Origin of the sequence: Pseudomonas sp. FSL R10-1350 (assembly GCF_009600525.1) — a bacterium.
Classification (GTDB): Bacteria; Pseudomonadota; Gammaproteobacteria; order Pseudomonadales; family Pseudomonadaceae; genus Aquipseudomonas; species Aquipseudomonas helleri.
On record NZ_WIVR01000080.1, the window covers coordinates 1 to 19,306 of the forward strand.

General features: G+C 54.5%; 19 protein-coding genes. 11 read left to right on the top strand and 8 right to left on the bottom strand.

Going from position 1 to position 19,306, the window contains the following annotated elements; genetic code table 11:
* Nucleotides 1–520 precede the first annotated feature (520 nt).
* A complete protein-coding gene (locus tag GHO25_RS22995) occupies nucleotides 521–1,012 on the top strand; it encodes a hypothetical protein (protein WP_153329780.1) in 492 nt (163 codons plus the stop codon).
* A gap of 64 nt (nucleotides 1,013–1,076) precedes the next feature.
* Here the strand turns inward: GHO25_RS22995 and GHO25_RS23000 are convergent, their stop codons facing one another.
* Nucleotides 1,077–2,408 (bottom strand): PLP-dependent aminotransferase family protein, encoded by a 1,332-nt coding sequence (locus GHO25_RS23000; protein WP_153392592.1) that lies wholly within the window; start codon nucleotides 2,406–2,408, stop codon nucleotides 1,077–1,079.
* Between the two features lie 98 nt (nucleotides 2,409–2,506).
* On the opposite strand from GHO25_RS23000, the gene GHO25_RS23005 reads away from it, so the two are divergent.
* Nucleotides 2,507–3,418: a DMT family transporter gene (locus tag GHO25_RS23005; RefSeq protein WP_048369368.1), complete on the top strand. Its 912-nt coding sequence runs from the start codon at nucleotides 2,507–2,509 to the stop codon at nucleotides 3,416–3,418.
* Between the two features lie 291 nt (nucleotides 3,419–3,709).
* Entirely contained in the window at nucleotides 3,710–4,516 is an 807-nt protein-coding gene (locus GHO25_RS23010; RefSeq protein WP_256677312.1) for a lipopolysaccharide biosynthesis protein, read from the top strand.
* A 5-nt stretch (nucleotides 4,517–4,521) separates the two neighbouring features.
* On the opposite strand, the gene GHO25_RS23015 is transcribed toward GHO25_RS23010, so the two are convergent.
* Nucleotides 4,522–5,058, bottom strand: coding sequence for a tetratricopeptide repeat protein (locus GHO25_RS23015; protein WP_048369369.1), 537 nt, complete (start codon nucleotides 5,056–5,058; stop codon nucleotides 4,522–4,524).
* A gap of 247 nt (nucleotides 5,059–5,305) precedes the next feature.
* Between GHO25_RS23015 and GHO25_RS23020 the strand changes: the two genes are divergently transcribed.
* The 5 genes from GHO25_RS23020 to cyoD all read left to right on the top strand — a co-directional run bounded on the left by GHO25_RS23020 (nucleotide 5,306) and on the right by cyoD (nucleotide 11,739).
* Complete coding sequence (locus GHO25_RS23020; RefSeq protein WP_153392601.1) at nucleotides 5,306–7,579, top strand: FdhF/YdeP family oxidoreductase; 2,274 nt, start codon at nucleotides 5,306–5,308, stop codon at nucleotides 7,577–7,579.
* A gap of 131 nt (nucleotides 7,580–7,710) precedes the next feature.
* Nucleotides 7,711–8,655, top strand: a complete 945-nt coding sequence (locus GHO25_RS23025) for a COX aromatic rich motif-containing protein (RefSeq protein ID WP_048369371.1) — start codon at nucleotides 7,711–7,713, stop codon at nucleotides 8,653–8,655.
* Between the two features lie 11 nt (nucleotides 8,656–8,666).
* Nucleotides 8,667–10,778, top strand: coding sequence for a cbb3-type cytochrome c oxidase subunit I (locus GHO25_RS23030; protein ID WP_372240966.1), 2,112 nt, complete (start codon nucleotides 8,667–8,669; stop codon nucleotides 10,776–10,778).
* Entirely contained in the window at nucleotides 10,775–11,407 is a 633-nt protein-coding gene (locus tag GHO25_RS23035) for a cytochrome c oxidase subunit 3 (RefSeq protein WP_153330891.1), read from the top strand. The genes GHO25_RS23030 and GHO25_RS23035 overlap by 4 nt, the downstream gene beginning before the upstream one ends.
* The gene (gene cyoD, locus GHO25_RS23040; protein WP_153330890.1) at nucleotides 11,404–11,739 is read left to right on the top strand and encodes a cytochrome o ubiquinol oxidase subunit IV; all 336 of its coding nucleotides are present in this window, start codon (nucleotides 11,404–11,406) and stop codon (nucleotides 11,737–11,739) included. The genes GHO25_RS23035 and cyoD overlap by 4 nt, the downstream gene beginning before the upstream one ends.
* A gap of 276 nt (nucleotides 11,740–12,015) precedes the next feature.
* On the opposite strand, the gene GHO25_RS23045 is transcribed toward cyoD, so the two are convergent.
* Nucleotides 12,016–12,531 (bottom strand): DUF1440 domain-containing protein, encoded by a 516-nt coding sequence (locus tag GHO25_RS23045; protein ID WP_153392604.1) that lies wholly within the window; start codon nucleotides 12,529–12,531, stop codon nucleotides 12,016–12,018.
* Between the two features lie 212 nt (nucleotides 12,532–12,743).
* Between GHO25_RS23045 and GHO25_RS23050 the strand changes: the two genes are divergently transcribed.
* Both GHO25_RS23050 and GHO25_RS23055 read left to right on the top strand, forming a co-directional pair.
* Nucleotides 12,744–13,187, top strand: coding sequence for a hypothetical protein (locus GHO25_RS23050; RefSeq protein ID WP_048369375.1), 444 nt, complete (start codon nucleotides 12,744–12,746; stop codon nucleotides 13,185–13,187).
* A 59-nt stretch (nucleotides 13,188–13,246) separates the two neighbouring features.
* Nucleotides 13,247–13,729: a DUF2867 domain-containing protein gene (locus GHO25_RS23055; protein ID WP_153392608.1), complete on the top strand. Its 483-nt coding sequence runs from the start codon at nucleotides 13,247–13,249 to the stop codon at nucleotides 13,727–13,729.
* Nucleotides 13,730–13,802: 73 nt separating this feature from the next.
* On the opposite strand, the gene GHO25_RS23060 is transcribed toward GHO25_RS23055, so the two are convergent.
* From GHO25_RS23060 to GHO25_RS23080, 5 genes are all read right to left on the bottom strand, one after another.
* Nucleotides 13,803–15,110 carry a DUF2002 family protein gene (locus GHO25_RS23060; RefSeq protein WP_153392611.1) on the bottom strand — a complete coding sequence of 436 codons (1,308 nt, stop codon included), beginning with the start codon at nucleotides 15,108–15,110 and terminating at the stop codon, nucleotides 13,803–13,805.
* Nucleotides 15,111–15,451: 341 nt separating this feature from the next.
* Nucleotides 15,452–15,937 carry a GNAT family N-acetyltransferase gene (locus GHO25_RS23065; protein WP_153330736.1) on the bottom strand — a complete coding sequence of 162 codons (486 nt, stop codon included), beginning with the start codon at nucleotides 15,935–15,937 and terminating at the stop codon, nucleotides 15,452–15,454.
* Nucleotides 15,928–16,224: a DUF1778 domain-containing protein gene (locus GHO25_RS23070; RefSeq protein WP_153330737.1), complete on the bottom strand. Its 297-nt coding sequence runs from the start codon at nucleotides 16,222–16,224 to the stop codon at nucleotides 15,928–15,930. The genes GHO25_RS23065 and GHO25_RS23070 overlap by 10 nt, the downstream gene beginning before the upstream one ends.
* A 395-nt stretch (nucleotides 16,225–16,619) precedes the next feature.
* On the bottom strand, nucleotides 16,620–17,006 hold the full coding sequence (locus GHO25_RS23075; RefSeq protein ID WP_153330738.1) for a hypothetical protein: 387 nt from the start codon (nucleotides 17,004–17,006) through the stop codon (nucleotides 16,620–16,622).
* Nucleotides 17,007–17,085: 79 nt separating this feature from the next.
* Entirely contained in the window at nucleotides 17,086–18,339 is a 1,254-nt protein-coding gene (locus GHO25_RS23080; protein ID WP_256677313.1) for a hypothetical protein, read from the bottom strand.
* A gap of 527 nt (nucleotides 18,340–18,866) precedes the next feature.
* Here GHO25_RS23080 and GHO25_RS23085 point away from each other — a divergent pair.
* On the top strand, nucleotides 18,867–19,306 hold a 440-nt coding region (locus GHO25_RS23085; RefSeq protein ID WP_256677314.1), incomplete at its 3' end, for a contractile injection system protein, VgrG/Pvc8 family.

Genomic DNA, 19,306 nt, shown 5'->3' on the forward strand with positions numbered 1-19,306 from the left:
CAGTGGGCAAAAGCGGGTTGACAGTGGGGGGCGAGTCCATACATAGGAGCGAGCTTGCCTCGCGATCTTTTGATCTTGGCCCTTTTACGGCCGCTGCGCGCCCGGACGTAGCCTCGCAAGGCTCGTCAACTGCTACGGGGGTGTTTGTTCGCAGCCTTCGTGCCTTGTCAGCGACTACAGGGTGTACGCGATACAACCGTCTCGCGATCTTTTGATCTTGGCCCTTTTTACGGCCGCTGCGCGCCCGGACGTAGCCTCGCAAGGCTCGTCAACTGCTACGAGGGGGTGTTTGTTCGCAGTCTTCGTGCCTTGTCAGCGACTACAGGGTGTACGCGATACAACCGTCTCGCGATCTTTTGATCCTGGCTCTTTTACGGCCGCTGCGCGCCCGGACGTAGCCTCGCAAGGCTCGTCAACTGCTACGGGGTGTACGCGACTCAGCCCATCTTCAGGGCCTGTGCTATACCCATAAGGACAAATGTTTGAACGCGGCACGCAGCCGCCACTGGAAGAGGTTCGCATGTTCAAAGGATTTGCTGGTTCTGCCAAAGATAAAAGCACGCACGCCGTCAACGACCTGCCGTCCAACAACATAGAACTGTTCGACAGCTACACCGGCTTGATTCTCGGCCGCCTGTACCGCAGTTTCCCGCTGCCCATCACCCTGAGCGCAGAAGAATTCATCGACTACAACACCCTAGAAGACAGCAACCGCCAGCTACTGAGCCAAGAAGAAAACCTGTTTCTGGCTACCGTCAAATGGCTGGCCGACGTCGGCTACATCCACTTCGACGGTATGTCAGGCGTTTCTTTTTTTGAAGTCGTCCTCACGAGCAATGGTCTGCTGATCCTTCGAGCTTTTGCCGAAGGCCAGGACGGCACCCCCACTCTCGGAGAAAAACTGGCACAGCACGTCCAGGGTGAAAACCCGCTGGAATTGAGGAGCCTGGTGACCCAAGCCTTGAATCTGGGCAGTCAGATACTCAGCCCGATGACACGCTCAGGGATTTGAACCACCAGCACAGGTCGGCCTGCCACTGAAGAGCTCAGTGGCAGCTCAAACCCCGCGCTAAACCCTACGAATATGCATCAACCACCCACTTCACTTTAGCCAGCCCCTCACGCAGTGACGCCAAGTCTACTGACCCTAACGCCAGACGAATCGCACGCGGCACATGGGTCGAGGTAGCAAATGGCTGCGCGGACGACACCGAAACGTGCTCGCGCATCAGGGCTGACACGACTTGCTCTGCGCGGGCGTCTTCAGACAAAGGCAGCCAGATAAAGTAGGAGTACGGATGACGGACAGTGCGCAACCCAGCCAGGAGTTCGTCAGCAATGTTTTGTCGGGCATGTGCGTCTTGGCGCTTTTGCACTTCCAGACGGCTTACGGTTCCATCCTCCAGCCATGCGCTAGCAAGCGAAGTCATGACGCCGGGGGTGTTCCACGCGGTCACCCGGATCACGCGCTCCAACGCCGCAATCAGGTGGGCGGGGGCGGCCATAAAGCCGACACGCAAGCCCGCAGCAACGCTTTTGGAAAGCCCTGACACGTAGATTGTCCGTTCTGGCGCCAATTCAGCGATCGGCAGCGGTGGGTTTTCGACAAGAAAGGCGTAGGCCGCGTCTTCAATAATCTGCAGGTCATGGGTGCGCGCTATGGCGACCAGTTGCTGACGCTGCTCGATGCTCATCACCCAACCCAGCGGGTTGTGCAGTGTCGGCATGCTGTAAACCGCACGGACTGAACGGCTGCAGCAGAGTTTTTCCAGCGCGTTGAGATCGGGGCCGCAGTCGGTCACCGGCATAGACAAAACTTCCAGGTGCAGGGTCTGCGCAAGCGCTTTAAACCCCGGATAGGTCAGCGCATCAACCGCCACCACATCGCCAGGTTTTAACAAGGCCATCAGCGCCACCGTCAACCCATGCTGAGCACCATTGACGATCAACACCTGTTCGGCCGGGACGTTCAAGCCGCGAGCTGACAGATGCCTCGCCACTGACGCCCGCTCGTGCAGGCGGCCGCCATGTGGCTGGTAACGCAACAACGACTCCAGATCCCCGGATAACGCCAGTTGCCGCAACGCAGTGCGAAGCATGTCGGCTTGCCCCAACGCGGACGGGTAGTTGTAGTTGAGGTCCAGTATGCCCGCCGTGACTTTCGGCTGGTCAATGCCGTGACCTGGCGGCAGCGACGTCTCCCTGACGAACGTCCCGCGCCCGGTCTCTCCGCTGACCAGCCCCATGGCCTCAAGCTCTGCATACACGCGGCTCGCCGTGACCAGCGCCAACCCTTGTCTCGCGGCCAACTGGCGGTGCGTAGGCAGGCGTGTACCTGGAGACAATCGCCCTGAGCGGATATCGGCGGCAAACGAGTCGACCAGCGACTTGTATCGGGAACGGGGCATCGGAATATGTATCCATGACAATATTTTGATTGTCATCAATCTTCGGCCATAGCATGCGTTTAAAGCAATCCTGCCTTTAGCCTTGAGCGTGAGACCCGATGGAACGCACCTCTAATTTGCACACCCCAGCGACCGAGAAAAACCTTTCCGGCTGGATCAACGGTTTTATCGGCGTGGTCATTTTCAGCGCCTCGTTGCCCGCGACCCGCGTCGCCGTGCAAGAGTTTAATCCGGTTTTTCTGACCTTTGCCCGAGCCTCCATCGCCGGGGTGCTGGCCCTGTGCATTCTGCTGGCGCTTAAAGCCAAACGCCCGGATCGAAGCCAGCTGTTTTCACTGCTGATCGTGGCGATCGGCGTGGTGCTGGGGTTTCCATTGTTGACCGCGTTGGCCTTGCAGCATGTCACCTCAGCGCACTCCATCGTCTTCCTCGGCCTGCTGCCGCTCTCGACTGCTGCCTTTGCTGTACTGCGCGGGGGTGAACGCCCGCGCCCGGCGTTCTGGTTCTTCTCGGTTCTGGGCAGTGCACTGGTCATCGCGTTTGCCGTCTCACAAGGGCTGACCGCCTCTGCCCGAGGCGACATGCTGATGCTGTTGGCAGTCCTGATCTGCGGCCTTGGCTACGCCGAAGGCGCCAAACTGTCGCGAACCCTGGGCGGTTGGCAGGTTATTTCATGGGCACTGGTGCTCTCGCTGCCAATCATGGCAACACTGGCCTACATCGTGGCCCCCGCCTCTTTCACAGGCATCAGCCCGCCTGCGTGGTTTGGCCTGGGCTACATCTCAGTGTTCAGCATGTTAATCGGCTTTTTCTTCTGGTATCGCGGCCTGGCCCTGGGGGGTATTGCCGCCGTGGGCCAGCTTCAACTGTTGCAGCCTTTTTTCGGGCTGGCCCTGGCCGCTACTTTTCTGCATGAAACGGTGACCCTTGGCATGTTTGGCGTGACCGGCGCGGTGATTGTGTGTGTTATTGCGGCCAAGAAGTTTGCCACAACTAATAAGGCCCAGTAGTTCAACAACACCACAAGTAGCAGGCTCCAACTCAGAGAGCCTGCTATAACTCAGCAATTAAAAACATCAACTAGCAATAAGTTTTTTAAACTTACGTTAAGACAACTAACACTTCTTTACAGTTGTGAAAATCTGGTGAAATTGCGCGCGATAATTGCTTCAAAACTACCAAACTGACAGATTTTTCATGAGTGAAGTCAATATCCCACACCTATACTGGAAAAGGACTACATATGCTCTGCACATATGAGCGTAAGGTTCTTCAGTTTCTGCTCCAGAGGGTTCAAAGCCATGGGCGTTGCCAGCACCTATATTTCCACCCATTCTCCTACGCCGCTTGCACTGTCGGGTTGCAAGGATATCGCTGAGGGTGCTGTATTTATCATTGCTTCGGGTGCATCAGCCAAAAACTTCCCTCTAAATGAGTTTAAACACGTGCCGATGATTGTCGTAAACGGTGCGATTTCGATGTTCCTGAATACTTCAATCAGCCCTTTTTTCTATGTCTGCACCGACTCTGGCTTCTTCACACAGCAAAGCCGCTTATTCCACGCAGGGCTGGCACTTAGCCAGCGCGTAGTGCTGCGAGAAGATTACGTACTGCATGACATCCCCCTGCCATCCGGCGAATTCTACGCCTTGAAAAAAGCCGCTAAATCTACCTGGAGAGATTTATTCTCAGCCGAGCCTGGTAATTTGATCCGCCGCTCTAAATTCCATACAGGCAGAAACAGCAGCATAGGCTTCAGTAAAGATTTGAGTGAAGGTTATTTCGACGCCAGAACAGTGGCCTATCTTGCTTTGCAAGTTGCTTATCACGCGGGCTTCAATAAAGTATTTATGGTCGGAGTAGATTTGTGCCCTGATACAGGGCGTTTTTATGAGACGGCTCAATCAGAGAAGTCACCCTGCGTGTTGGATGAGCATATGGAATCTCGCATTCTGCCCTCCTTTGAACTGATGGCAGAAAAGGTCATGGACGCTGACTTTAGCGTTTACAACTTGTCCAGCACCTCGAAACTTCCCAGCAGCCTGATCCCCTATAAATCAATTGAAGAAGTCAGGCAATTGGTCCCCCGCAAAGTGCTAAAAATCTGATGGGTTCAAGCCGAAGTACTGGGCTCATCAGTCTCAATACTTGAATTCTGCTGCGGGTTCCCGGCAGCCACTAACAGCTCATCCCGATACTCTGTCAGCGCTCGGGTATAGGGTGCGAGCCCGTTGCCATCCCCCGTTTTTAAAGCAGCCTCCAGCATGGTAGCGAGCGCCAATTTGGTCTCACCAACGGTGTGCAAAGCCAGCGCAGTGAACGCAGCAAGCGCCGGATTGTTTGGTTGTTCAGCCCTGGCGAGCTGTAACCACTCGAGCGATTCATGCGCGCACCCTACATTCCTGAGGGTGCTGCTAAACCCGATCAAAAACTGAAATCGGTGTTCTTCAGGCACGCCAAGCGCCCAGCCCTTGCGATAGTAAACCAGGGCTTGTTCTTCATCACCCACGCGGTCACACGCATAAGCCGCTGCTATTTGCGCAGCCACTGCATTGGGGTACTGCTGCGCAAGCGGAACGGCGTGTTCATAAGCGCCGTTAAAGTCAGCGGACTGCGTCATCGTTGCAATAATGGCGAGGGTGGCTTCCATACAGGCCTGCTCCTTCAAATGGGCTGAACTTAATAACATAAACACGCCCGGTCACTCATCTGCGCAGGCTTTATAAAGGGCAGCGGCGGCATTCTTGACAGATATAGATCGCTTACCTATGGTCAATCGAACCGCTAATAACCCTATAAAAAACAGACTTATAACCGTGAGTCAGTTTGTCGGGTTGCGCCCGGATTCAGGCTCAACACCGTCGTAGAGCGTGTTTTCTGGGGTTCAAGGAGTGAACATGTCCAAGCAAGGAAAGGTCGAGGGTATTCGTGATTACACAGCGCCCGCCGGAGGATGGGGCGCGTTAAAGGCCACTGCGAATGCCATTCGCGAACAAATGGAGAATGTGCAGGCCGTCAGCACGCTCCTGAGAACCAACCAACCCGATGGGTTCGATTGCCCTGGTTGCGCTTGGCCTGACAAAAAGCACAGTTCAACTTTCGAATTTTGTGAAAACGGCGCCAAGGCTGTGACGTGGGAGGCGACCAGCAAACGTGTGACACCGGAGTTTTTTGCCGAACACACGGTCAGCGCCCTGCTCAATCGCAGCGATCACGAGCTGGAAAACTACGGGCGCCTGACCTGCCCGCTGGTGTATGACCGCGCCTCTGACACATTCAAGCCCGTGGCCTGGGACACTGCGTTTGAACGTATTGGCGAGATCCTGCGCAGCCTCGATCCCACTCAAGTTGAGTTTTATACCTCGGGTCGAGCCTCTAACGAAGCCGCTTATCTGTTCCAGTTATTTGCCCGCGGTTTGGGCTCCAACAATTTCCCCGATTGTTCCAATCTGTGCCATGAACCCACCAGTGTCGGCCTGCCGCAATCCATCGGCATTGGTAAAGGCACGGTGTCTCTTGATGATTTTGATCTGTGCGAGTTGGTCATTTCTATTGGCCATAATCCGGGCACAAATCATCCGAGGATGATGGGCACTTTGCATGAGGTGTCACGCCGCAAAGTACCGATCCTGGTGTTTAACCCTATTCGAGAACGCGCCCTGGAGACCTTTGCCGACCCGCAGAACATGGTTGAAATGGCGACCTACGGTTCAACACCGATTGCCTCCACCTACCTGAATGTCAAAGCAGGCGGTGACGTGGCAGCGGTTAAAGGGGTGATGAAAGCTGTACTGGAACTTGAGGAGCGTGTCGGCGAAGTGCTGGATCACGCGTTTATCGCGACGCATACCCAAGGTTTTGAAGCACTGAAAGCAGACTTGGTCGCGACCGAGTGGTCGCTGATCGAACGCCACAGCGGGCTCACCCGCGCAGCGCTGGAACAAGTCGCGGCAGCCTATGCCAAATCCAATGCCACCATCATCACGTACGGCATGGGCATCACCCAGCACAATGCCGGCACTGAAAACGTGCGTTCGCTGTGCAATCTGCTGATGCTGCGCGGCAACCTGGGCAAACCGGGCGCCGGCATATGTCCGTTGCGCGGGCACTCCAATGTGCAAGGCAACCGCACGGTGGGCATCACGGAGAAACCCTCGGCGAGTTTTCTGCAAAAAATTGAACAGACCTTGGGTTTCAAGCCCCCTGCTGCCCCGGGCCATAACGCGGTGCAAACCATGCAAGCCATGGTTGCCGGAACCTCAAAGGCGCTGATTTGCCTGGGCGGAAACTTTGCGGTGGCGCTGCCCGACCCCGAACAATGCTTCCCGGCCATGAAACAACTGGACCTGAGTGTGCATATCGGGACCAAGTTGAACCGCTCACATTTGCTGGTTGCAAAAGAGACCTATATTTTCCCCTGCCTGGGCCGTACAGAACTGGACCTGCAAAATGGCATCGCGCAAGCGATTACCGTTGAAGACTCGATGTCCATGGTCCACGCCTCTGCCGGTCGCTTGCCGCCCGCCTCCGAGCACCTGCGTTCGGAACCGGCGATCGTGGCCGGGATGGCAAGCGCCGCACTGCCGCATTTGTCGATTGCGTGGCCGGAACTTGTGGCCAATTACGACCTGATCCGGGACCTGATCGAAAAAACCATCCCCGGCTTTGAAGACTATAACCAGCGAATCCGTGTGCCCGGCGGCTTCAGATTGCCTTTGCCGGCTACCGAACGCATTTGGCACACGCCCTCCGGTAAAGCCGAGTTTTATGTGTACCCAGGTGTGGATGAAGACTGGGTGGTGCAAGGCGAGGATGTGTTAAGGCTCATGACCTTGCGCAGCCATGACCAATACAACACCACTATTTACTCGATGGATGACCGCTACCGGGGCGTCTTCGGCCGACGCGATGTGCTGTTCATCAGCGCGCAAGACTTGCAGGCACGCGGCCTGGCCCACGGTGATCTGGTGGACATCGAGACGGTGACTTCGGGCCGGCAGATGCGTTACGAGAAGCTGACCGCCGTGGAACACGCCATCGCGCCCGGCTCGGTGGCCGCTTACTACCCGGAAGCCAACTGTTTGATTGCCCTGGATAATATTGACCCGCAAAGCGGTATTCCGGCTTACAAATCAGTGCCGGTGCGGGTCAAACGCTCCAGCCTTAACTGACACCCTGTACCGATCAATCACCCGGCAGTTGCCTGACGAACCCTGGACTGGAGGTCATCTGAACGCATGCCTTGACTAAAGCCACTTCAAACAAGCGCTGATCAAGTTGTAAGACTCAAGGAGTTTACCGCGTGAAAGGAATCACACCCTGCGCTCTGATTGTCTCGGGCCTTTTGCTGCCCGCACTGGCGCAAGCCGCTCCATCTGCTGACACGGCGATCGCCAACGCCGGTTTTATCGACGCCGCAGGCCCGATTGCGGCCGCGCAATTTGAGCACTTCAAAACGATTATTTCGCTGATGCTCATTGTCGTCGTGCCGATTTTTATCCTCGTCCCTTGGGTGCTGTGGCGTTATCGCCGCGGCGGTCGGGGCGCGTATCGGCCTGACTGGGATTTCAACTGGGGTAACGAAGCCGTTTTGTGGGGCATACCGATCATTCTGATCATTGTGCTCAGCTCGGCGCTGTGGGCGCACACGCACAAATATGACCCGTACCGCCCACTTGGCAGCGACCCGCTGGACATTGAAGTGGTCTCGCTGGACTGGAAGTTCTTGTTCATCTACCCGCAGCAAGGCATCGCCACCCTCGACTACCTGGCACTGGAGCAAGACCGCCCGGTGCGCCTCAAGCTCACCAGTGGCACGGTGATGCAGTCCTTCATGATCCCGCAACTGGCCGGGCAGATTTACACCATGGCCGGCATGACCACGCAATTGAACCTGATGGCGGACCGCGCCGGTGAGTACCGCGGGCGTAACACGCAATACAACGGCGATGGCTTTGCCACTCAATCGTTCCCCACGGTGGTGATGCCGGCCGGGCAATTCGACGCGTGGGTCCGTGACACCCGCCAAAGCGCGCAGACACTGGACCTGAGCACTTACCAAGAGCTGCTCAAACCCAGCATCGAGCATGCGCCGCGCTATTACGGCAGTGTCGAAAGCGGCTTGTTCGAACGGGTTCTCGGCAGTTTCACCGGCGGCCATGAGCACGCCAAAGCGGCTAGCGCCCAGCCATCACCAGGGCATGAACAGCATCTTCAACACACCAGCACAAAAGGGGCAGAACAGTGAGTTGGGAGACTATTTTCGGGCAACTTAGCTGGGACTCACTGGTGTTTTCCGGCGCCATCAAGCACCCCTCAACCAGCGAATTCGTAGCGTCCGGGGCGGGCAGCATTGTGATCCTCGGCGCTATCGGTGTGGTGGTTTTGCTGACCGTCATGCATTGGTGGAAGCCGCTGTGGCGAGACTGGCTGACCAGTGTCGACCACAAAAAAATCGGCATCATGTACATCGTCATCGCCCTGGTCATGTTCTTGCGGGCCTTGATCGAAGCGGGCGTGATGCGTTCTCAGCAACTCGCGGCCGCCGATGGCGCGGGCTATCTCTCGGCTGATCACTTTGGCCAGTTGTTTACCACCCACGGCACGATCATGATTTTTTTCGTGGCGATGCCGTTCATCACCGGCCTGATGAATTACGTGATGCCCCTGCAGATCGGCGCACGCGATGTCAGCTTCCCGCTGCTGAATGCGATTTCGTTGATGCTGACGGCGGCAGGCGCGGGTTTGATCATGGTCTCGTTGGTTGTCGGCGAGTTCTCAACCGGCGGCTGGAGTGGCTACCCGCCCTACACCGGTATTGAGTTCAGCCCCGGTGAAGGCGTGGATTACTGGATCTGGTCAGTCACCCTGGCATCAATCGGCTCAACCCTGACCGGGCTCAACTTTGCCGTGACCCTGTACAAACAGCGTTGCCCTGGCATGTCGATGTTTCGCATGCCGCTGTTCTGCTGGACCACGCTGTGCACCTCGATTTTGATGATCTTCGCCATGGCGCCGCTCACCGTCGCGACGATCATGCTGGCGCTGGATCGCTACCTCGGTTTCCACTTCTTCACCAACGGTGACGGCGGAAACATGATGAACTTTGCCAACCTCTTCTGGCTGTTCGGGCACCCGGAGGTCTACATCCTGTTGCTGCCGGCCCTGGGCGTGTGGTCTGAGGTGGTCTCGACGTTTGTCGGCAAACGGATCTACGGCTACACCTCGCTCGTCTACGCCACCATGTGCATCGCGGTACTCTCGTTCGGCGTGTGGCTGCATCACTTTTTCACCATGGGCCAAAGTGCCAACGTCAATGCTATTTTCGGTATTGCCACGATGATCATCGGCATTCCGACCGGGGTTAAGGTGTACGACTGGATCCTGACCATGTACCGCGGGCGGATCCGTATCACCACGCCGATGCTGTTTCACATCAACTTTCTGCTGACCTTTGTCCTCGGCGGCATGACCGGTATTCTGCTGGCCAACCCCACCGTCGACTTTCAGGTCCACAACTCGCTGTTTTTGATCGCGCACTTCCACAACATGATCATTCCGGGCGTTTTGTTTGGCATGTTTGCCGCCGTGCAGTACTGGTTCCCGAAAGCCTTTGGTTTCCGCTTGCACGAGGGCTGGGGCAAAGCGGCGTTCTGGTCGATGGCCCCCGGGTTTTTGCTGGCGTTCTTCCCGCTCTACTGGCTCGGCATGAATGGCGCGCCACGGCGCACGGTGATGTGGTCCGACCCGTCGTTCACCCCTTGGTTTGCACTGGCCATGCTCGGAGCCGCATTGCTGCTGCTCGGCACGGTGTTCTTGCTGGTGCAGATCGCTGTGTCGATCCGCCAGCGCCGCCAACTCAATGTGCTGCTGGGCGATCCGTGGGACGGGCGTTCGCTGGAGTGGTCGATCCCCTCCCCTCCACCGGCGTGGAATTTCTCGGTCGTCCCTCACGTCGACGGCCGCGACGCCTTTACCGAAGCCAAGAAAACCGGTCAGGCCTATCGCTCACCCGCGGCCTATAGCGACATCGAAGTCCCGCGCAACTCCATGGCGGCGCCATTGATCGGCGTCTTCAGCTTCACCCTGGCGTTTGGCCTCGTATGGCATATCTGGTGGTTGGTGGTGTTCTCGTTTGTAGCAGCATGGGCCGTGGTGATCGCACGTTCGTTTGTCTCACAGACAACCGAGATTATTCCGGCCAGCCGCGTCGAAGCAGAACACGAAGCCTTTTTGGCTGCCGTACGGGCCACGCCCGGCGTGACCCGCGACCTGGAAATGAGCTCGAAAAACCGGGGTAAGGCCGCCCCGGACAGAATCGGGCAGCCCGGCCAGAAACTCCCTGATGACGTGTTGGAGTCAGCCCTATGAATGCACCTCACTCTCTGCACCCCGGGGTCAACCTGGACGTGACAGACCGCGAGAGCCACGCCAAAGCCTCAGAAGTTATCTTCGGGTTCTGGATTTTCCTGATGAGCGACCTGGTGCTGTTTGCCGCGCTCTTTGCCACCTATGCCGCCATGAGCAGCCAAGGCATCGCCCATGGCCCGACGCCTGCCGAGGTCTTTGATCTGGGCTCGGCGTTTATCGAGACGCTCTTGCTGCTGTTGTCCAGCTTCACCTTTGGCTTCGCCATTTTGGCCATGAAATACAGCACCAGCCGCGCCCGCCTGCTGGGCTGGCTGGGGCTCACCGCTGTGCTTGGGGCGGCCTTTGTGGCGTTCGAACTCCACGACTATTACGTGATGATCGAAACCCACGATGCGTGGCCGCAAACCAGTGGCTTTCTGTCCGCCTACTACTTATTGACCGGCACCCACGCTGTGCACGTGTCGGCCGGCATCCTCTGGATGATCGTGCTGGCGGTGCAAGTAATGACGCTAGGGATCAATACACCGGTCAAACTGCGGCTTTTACGCCTCGCCTTGTTCTGGCACATGCTCGACATCGTCTGGGTCGGGATCTTCACCTTCGTCTACCTGTTCGGAGTCGCTACATGAACCCAGAAACCTTATCGAGCAACACTGTGCAGGCGCAAACGGGCAACGAGCAGCGCAGCTATTGCATCGGCCTCGTGTTGGCCCTGGTCCTGACCCTGATCGCCTTCGGCCTGGTCTGGCTCAAGGTCGTTACAGGCACCCAGGCCCTCGCGGTATTGGGCTTCCTGGCGTTGGTGCAAGTGGTGGTGCACTTGCGCTTTTTCTTGCACATCGACTTGGGAAAATCACACCGCGATGACCTGATGCTCATTCTGTTTACATCGTTGATCTTGCTGTTGATCGTTGCAGGAACGATCTGGATTTTGTGGGACCAACATGCGCGCATGATGTAAAAGCGCAGACGAAAAAAAGGGTGACCACTTAAGGTCACCCTTTTTTGTTGTTCGTTGGAGGCCCAAACACCTGCACGGCGTAAGCCAGCTCACTAAATCAGAGTGATTGATCCCAGTTAGTCATCAAAAAACTGAATACGGCAAAAGCAATAAAAATAATCAAAAACACATGCTTTTTTTGAACCCGGCTTTTCATACTGCTCCCCTTTTGGTCTATTTCTGTCTTTTATAACCGACTGACGCCAGACAGTCATCGCCAGTCGCAGGAAACCAAATTTATAACTGATTGCGTGGAATGCTATAGCGACGGTCACGCCTGATCGCCTCAATCGTCCAAATCCAGAACGCCGTACCGACAAACTCTGAGATCAGCGCTTGCGAGCCCGCCAGCCACAACCACCCCGAAAGCCCCAACAACGGCACGACCAGATCGTGGGCAAACACCGAAACACCCACGCCAAAACCTACACCGTGCAGCATTCTTGCTCGGGGTAAAAACTCCACCGCCACGCAATAAATAATCGCCATCACGATTGAAAACAGGATATGAACACCATTGCCGCCCCAGTTGATGCTGTACCCCATCCACTCATAAGTCATGAGGTCCACGTTAAAACCGAGCTTCTCCAGAAGCACGACCGGAGGCGGTGTGGTACTTAGGGTTCTGGGCGGAATTAAAGTCTCAAAGCCCGACTTCACCAGCGCCGATATAACGCCAGCCACAATGCCGGCCCAAATGGCCAACTCTATGTTTCTTTCTGATTTGGGTCTCACTGCCAATAACGTTGACATTAAATAACTCCATATCCTTATCGAGTAACGTGCAGTACTGCCTTTATTAATACGCACACACCTGCGCAGAGGATGACTGTAGTCGATGTTTTTTTCCTTTGCCTAATCATGACGCCTGCAAAGAGCTGAGCCAGAGTGAAGCCAGCCTGGCAGGAGCGAGCTACAATCCTGCTACCTCTTACGCTGAGTGTCTGTTATCGGAGCCCTGCGACATGTCAGATACCAATATCGATAAATTCAATGACTTGGCTGGCAAAATTTTTGCCGAGTTGTACGAGCACTTCCCGATCCCCTACGACCTCGTCGCAAAAAAACTGGCGACGCCCACCTTCACCTCTGAAGGCAACGACCTGTGCCTGCTGGAGCTGCCCGCAAGCGACGCTGATTTTTTTAATGCCACCGTCCGCTGGCTTATCGGCACCGGCTACCTGACCGGCGAAATATGCCCCGACGCCCAAGTTTCGGGAGCCGTCCTGACCTTAAAAGGCCTGGAAACCCTGAAATCAACGCCGCACTGCCTCACCCACGGGCTTTCAATCCGCCAGCGCCTGGCCGAAACCATGAAAGAAGGCAGCAAAGAAACACTCAAAAGCGTGCTGGCCGAAGAAATCGCCTTGGGCGCCAAGCTCATTACCCCTGTGGTAGAGATTCTCTAGAGTGCGTAGGGCTCAAGACGTTGTGATAAATAAAATCAGCCCATCGGAAGGGAAATAGTTTGGCCATCACCTCCCCTGCACCCACACTGCGCGCGCCGTCCGAACTTGACTACTACCACATCAGATCGGTCCAACTCCCGGTGCACATCAGCCCGCTTGACGCCTGGAACATCATCACCGCCGACTCAGGGCTGCTCATGCGAACAGCGTTCCAGATAAGGGACGCGATCTCCGCAAAATTTGGCGTAAAACGGATTGGCGGCTTCACGGGCGCCGAGCGCAAAGACGTACACGTCGGCGATCATCTGGATTTCTTTCTGGTAGAACACAGCGACCCGCACATGCTGATCCTGACCGAGCGCGACAGACACCTGGACGTGATGATCTGCATCTCGATCGTAGATCGCTTACTCACCATTACTTCGTCGGTTGTCACCCATAACCTGTATGGGCGTATTTATATGGTGCCGGTGGGGGTGGCGCATAAGGTGATTGTGGGGAGTTATGTGAGGCGTTTGGCGCGGGTGGTTGGGGGTGGATAGGGGCGGGTACGCGCTAGGGTTGCAGCCCGCCAGAAACATGAATGGACTCAATTCATCAAATCCACCACTGCACTCAAGTCTTACAGCACCACTCTCGATGGGCTCTCACTGCAGCCATTGAGAGTTCAGGAGTATTCGCCACTCTAGCCCTAATCTCTTCGCCCGCGAGGGAAGCGTACTCAGAAGTGTCCAGGCTGGGTTTAAGCTGCAACTTGAGTTCCTCACACAAATAAATTAAACCTCTGTCCCACAACGTGTGGAGATCACTGCGCAGTAGAAGCCCGTTACTAATATGATTGGTTTCTTTACCTAAGTAAGGCGTGACATGGGCAGCCTCAAGCACCTGCTGAACTGCGGAACCTGAGATAGCGCAACGTCCTTCATAGGCGGTAAGTAACCCACTGCGAAATGCCCCCTGCCCTTGACGTAGAGTTATCTCTTTCAAGGTTCGTGTACGGTTATCTTCAACGCCGTCTGGCGAAAAAGCAGACGATTCGTTTGCAGCACTAATGGTGATACCGTCCTCTGAGAGAGTCGTGCTTTCAAGCGTAAAGAACCCTTTTTCCCACGAAATAACCTTTGCTAGCCCTAATACTCTATATGTCGTGACTTGTGGTTTCTTAGTAAGCTGCACAAGAACAGCCACAGGCACTCCATCCTCCTTACACCTATACAGCCCCTGATTGGTAAAAAGTTTAGTGGAACTCCCACGCGGGCTCTCCTCTTGAGCATAGGTATAGTGCCAACTTCCATTCTCTTGATAAACGGGCATTTGATCGCTGTAAGGACTGTCTAGCCTTTGACTAATCGACAACGCATAGTCAGATTCCTTTGGCTTGTAGATGCCTTTTGCCGAAATCGCAACAGTAGACGGTGCATTTTGGAGTTGCTCCCAAGTCAGCACTTGCCCTGTACGCTGTTCAAGCCACGCTAGTAACTCTGAATGGGTAACACGCTGACTTTCGGAGGCAGAAACCTCGCCTGCAAATGAGAGCCTTACTGCACCTACCAGTTCGTCAGTAAGCGACGGATACAAAATCTTCAACAAACCAATTAACGAATTTTCAGACTCTAGCGATACGGGTATACCGTAGTGAATCAACTCCCCACCTTGATTTAAGCGCTTTGGAAACACGGTCATATTGCTATGGTGAATATATTCGCTCCCGACGCTCACACCGTTAACACTCTGAAGGTCAGAAACTCGCGCCGCCAAACCGGGATCAATTACCAGGGCAGATTTTCCTGAAATATTCTTCACATTTACGATCAGGTACTCGCCATTTTTATAACGCCAAATGCAGATCTTATCTGTATGGCTGACGACGGAAAATTTCAAATTTTCAAGAAACTGATTGATTTGCTGAGGCTTCAATTTCATTTTTGCTAGCACTTAACAATAGTAGGAGCGCCCGCCGACACAGGCTTGAGATTTTACCTGCGACGATAGCAGAAATATCCTACAAATTGCCCAGCAATGTACTGTGATGAAGCGTCATGATTTTTAGAAGACACGAAGCAAACCGCAGACCCCGTAATTTCGATAGCGGTCAGGTGTTTTTTTAAGGATGGAGAGGCACGGGAAGCACATCATGTGCAGCACTCAACACTTCAGCATCAGGTCGGCGTAATAAATGCTACAGACGACAAAAGCCCCGCACATGACGGGGCAAAACTAAAAAGGTGGGGGTGATACTCAGGCAATCAGCGCGATGCTTCTACTTAACTAAAAGGAAGCATCATCGATATTGGGGACAGTGAGTTACAACGGATAAAGCCTGCTTTCTCGTAGAAGGTCGCAAGGCGCTCATTCAGCGGATGGACGACCAGAGCCGTTGATGCAACGTTTTCGGAAGCAAAAATAGAACGCTCGATGGCGTCTTTGAGTAAATCAAGTGACACCCCCTGCCCTTGGGCCGTTTGGCACACGCCCATGCGTCCGAGAATGGTAACCGGGTGCATATCGGGCGAGTTACGTTGTGCTTTTTTGGGCATGACGCTTGAGCGCAAAACCTGACCGCTCGACAGAGAGTAATAACCCACAACTGTTGCTGTGCCTTTGATGCATGTAACGAATACCGATGCGTGCTTTGCCCTCTGGGATTTGAGCGCTTTTTTTAACAGGTATTCGTTAATGCTGTCCTCCCCGCAGTCGAAGGCACTCAGATCATGAGTTTCGACCAGCTTTGCGGGTCTAGTCAGGTCCATCGGCTAGGCCTTTCTAGCAGCGCTCGCAAGCGGTCATTAGTTTTCAAGGGGCTCGCCTGCAAGGCTTGCTCGAAAGCATCAAAATCTGCCTCATCAAGAACAAACACCCGTTGATCCAGGATCACCTCCTCTGCTCTTTTGCAGGCGGCGTCCAGAATAAAGCTGGTTCGGTCACTGCCTGACAAGGCGGCGGCCATGTCTATCAGGTCACGTTTTTTGCTGTCGGCTCTCATGTTGATAGCGACAGGCTTTCGTTTTTCCGGACTGTTGGCCGCTGGCGGGTTCATAGCATCACCTCTCATGCACAATTGCTTCTTGGACAGGCAACCTCAATAACACAATCGAGAGCCTTGACCTATGTAGAGTAATACTAAACCGGGCGTATAGCTAACGCATACACGAAAATGACATTTCTCTGGCCATGTCAGGCCTGGATGTTCAAGTGCCTGCCCCCGCAGCGTCACCTCTTCCTCAATCGGCACCACCCTGTCAGCCAGCACTTCGTGAGCCTTGAGCACTGCTCGACAGTACTGTTTAAGTGGAGCTAGCTGTTCTGCTGGTCGTCAACGTAACCGGTGTGAGGCCCAGCGTCTGGAGCCTCGCGGGGTACCGAGCTTATTCAGGACGCCTTGGAAGTCGTTGTTATGTACCTTTGAGCTTGATGTGTCCGGTGCGCAAGAAACTACACAAACCCCAATTTAGCCACTACGCCAATACAAACCATAACCACTAAAAGGATTAGCCCACCCCATTGCAACATCACTAACTTACGTTTAAGAGAACCAGTAAAGCATCGAAGATCCTCAGCATTAACACTCCCGCGTTTAAGATAAAAACCGGGAAAAGCTATAACACTCGAAATACTTCCAATCAACACTAACCTCCCCCATGGGCCACCTTGCCTGAGTGGAGCAAAAGTGTTGATTAGCGAACTATTTTTCAAATGATCCAGCATCAGGTCCATCTGAGTATATGCAAGATGCAAGCACACACCGATCCAAATAAATATTCCCGCAAAATCGATTAATCCTACGGCCAAAAATATTTTATCTGCTGTATTCAAACTCATCGGGCTATCTCATAAATCTTATCAGCCATCGCTTCCCCAGCGGCACCACCTAAGGCTCCAGCCGTAAAAGAACCGACTCCTACCACAAACACGTTCCAACACCTGCAGATGGTACTCCTAGCCCAACACATATACCTGCAACTGCTGGGGCTGTTAAAAGCGCACCCGCTAATGAGCCCCCTCCAATCCCTCCGGCAAAACTACCCGTTTCGGTAAACTTAACTCTCTCGTAAGCCTCAGCATTGCCCGCCGTACAAACGTCTTGAACCTTCATGTAAGAGGCAGTACCACCAATACCCGTGCCAATCCCTCCACCGAGCTTAAGATATTTAGCTGCTTTGGAGACACCTTCAATATGGGTGGCATATCCCGGTATTTGATCTGCGCCACCCGCCGCCGTCCAGCGATGAACCAAGCTTCGAGTAGAGATGCCAAGCGCACTTTTTAAATTCGGGTGGTCCGCAAACCCTATGCCTTTTCGGGTTAAAGCGGTCAGGTGCGTGTTGAGCTGTGCCAGCAGCCGCTTACGCTCTGCAAAAAACTCTGCTGAGCGCAGATGTCCATCCGTTTGGAACGACCGTACGTGCAGCGCTTCAATGTCTTTAAACAGGTTTTTTACGTCGTCCAGGTTCTTGGCGAACATCGCCTCCCCGATCCCGATTGATGTGGCACCTTGGGCAAAAAGGGTTTCGATCTCGTCACGATGCCTAACCATAAAGTTGGCCTCTTCCGGACTAAGCGCTTTTACCGCCTCATTGGCTTTGGTAGCGGCCGCCATCAATATCGCTTCTTCGCGGGTGCATTGCAGGTTATTGGGATCGCCCAACACGATCATCGAACCGGCATTGACAGTGCTCAGCCCGGGGTTGAGTGCATCAAACTTGCTCATCACTGCGGGGTATTGCGACGAGAACAGCACAACCTTTAACTGATCGACTGTCGTACTTTTGGGAACAACATAGAAGCCCGGCTCTTGCAGTGGCTGCCTGAACTCTGGCTTTGAGACTGGGAGTGGTTCTCTCTCCCGCTCTACGGGGCTATGAAAACTGCCGGGCCTGCCTTGCCCCGTAATGTGCGCATACCGACCCAAGTTGTCATCGCTTAACGGACTGAAGGGGTCAGTGTCGACCAGCAACAAGTCTCCGTTTTCAACAGCCTCTACGATTTGTTGGTCACTCATTGGCCGACCGAACGCATCAACATGAGATAAGTTAAGAGGCGTATGGGGCAAGTGCAAAGCACGCTCTACGTTCGCTTTTGCAAAAAATGGTGATTCTATATTTCTGAAGCTAATTCCAAGTCGTTCGCGATCTTGTCGACGAATAAGGCGCATGTAGTATTTTCCCTGATTAAGACCGTCCGCGCCGATTGATGCTGGCCAACTTATTTGAAGAGCGCGGACTGTATCGGCCAGTTCTGCTAGAGATCTGTCAGATCTTTCCTTTAATTGGGGAGGTTTTATCTATTCCATGCCCGGCTCGATATGGTTTCACCTCATCGGCCACATCCTTGCTCAGCACGTTCCGACTGGAAACCTGGGCCGTTACAGTGTGCAACACCAAAGATGATCAGGCACTGCAAAAATTGCTCAGCCAACAGCAGCCCCTGCTCTTCTGGCGAGCTAATTCGCTCACGCCCGCCCCAAAATTTGCTGCCTTCACATGATTACCGCGCCCGAACAATTCCCGCGAATAACTTAATTACGGAATCTTCCTACGCAATATAAGGAATACGGAAGAGGACGAACTCAAAAGTCATCTTTAAAGTTCATGACATTCAATCTAAGCCATTGCCTATAAACCGCAATCTGCGCACAGAGCAACTTAACTCTGCCCCCTGTGCACGCACTCAGGAGCAACTATGTCCCGTCCACAGGATGTGCGGTTTACATTCAGTTCAACAGCCGACATTGCCTTTGATGTGGTGTCATTTGAACTGAGCGAAGGTATCTCTGAACTTTTCTGTTTAAACGTTGAATTGATCAGTGAGTCCGCCAATGCCGACTTCGCCACCCTGCTGGACAAACCCGCCACGCTGACCCTCTTCCAAAATGGCCAGCCAGTGCGGTACGTGCATGGCCTGATCAGCCAGTTCGAGCAAGGTAAAACCGGCTTTCGTCGCACCTGGTATCGCGCCCGCATTGAGCCCGAGCTGGCCCGCGCCAACCTGCAATCGGACTGGCGGATTCTCCAGCAGCGCAGCGTGCCGCAGATCCTCCAGCAATTGTTCAAGGATCGCCACTGGGGCGCGTGTACCCAGCGCCTGACCGAGCCTCATCAAACACGCGAATTCTGCGTTCA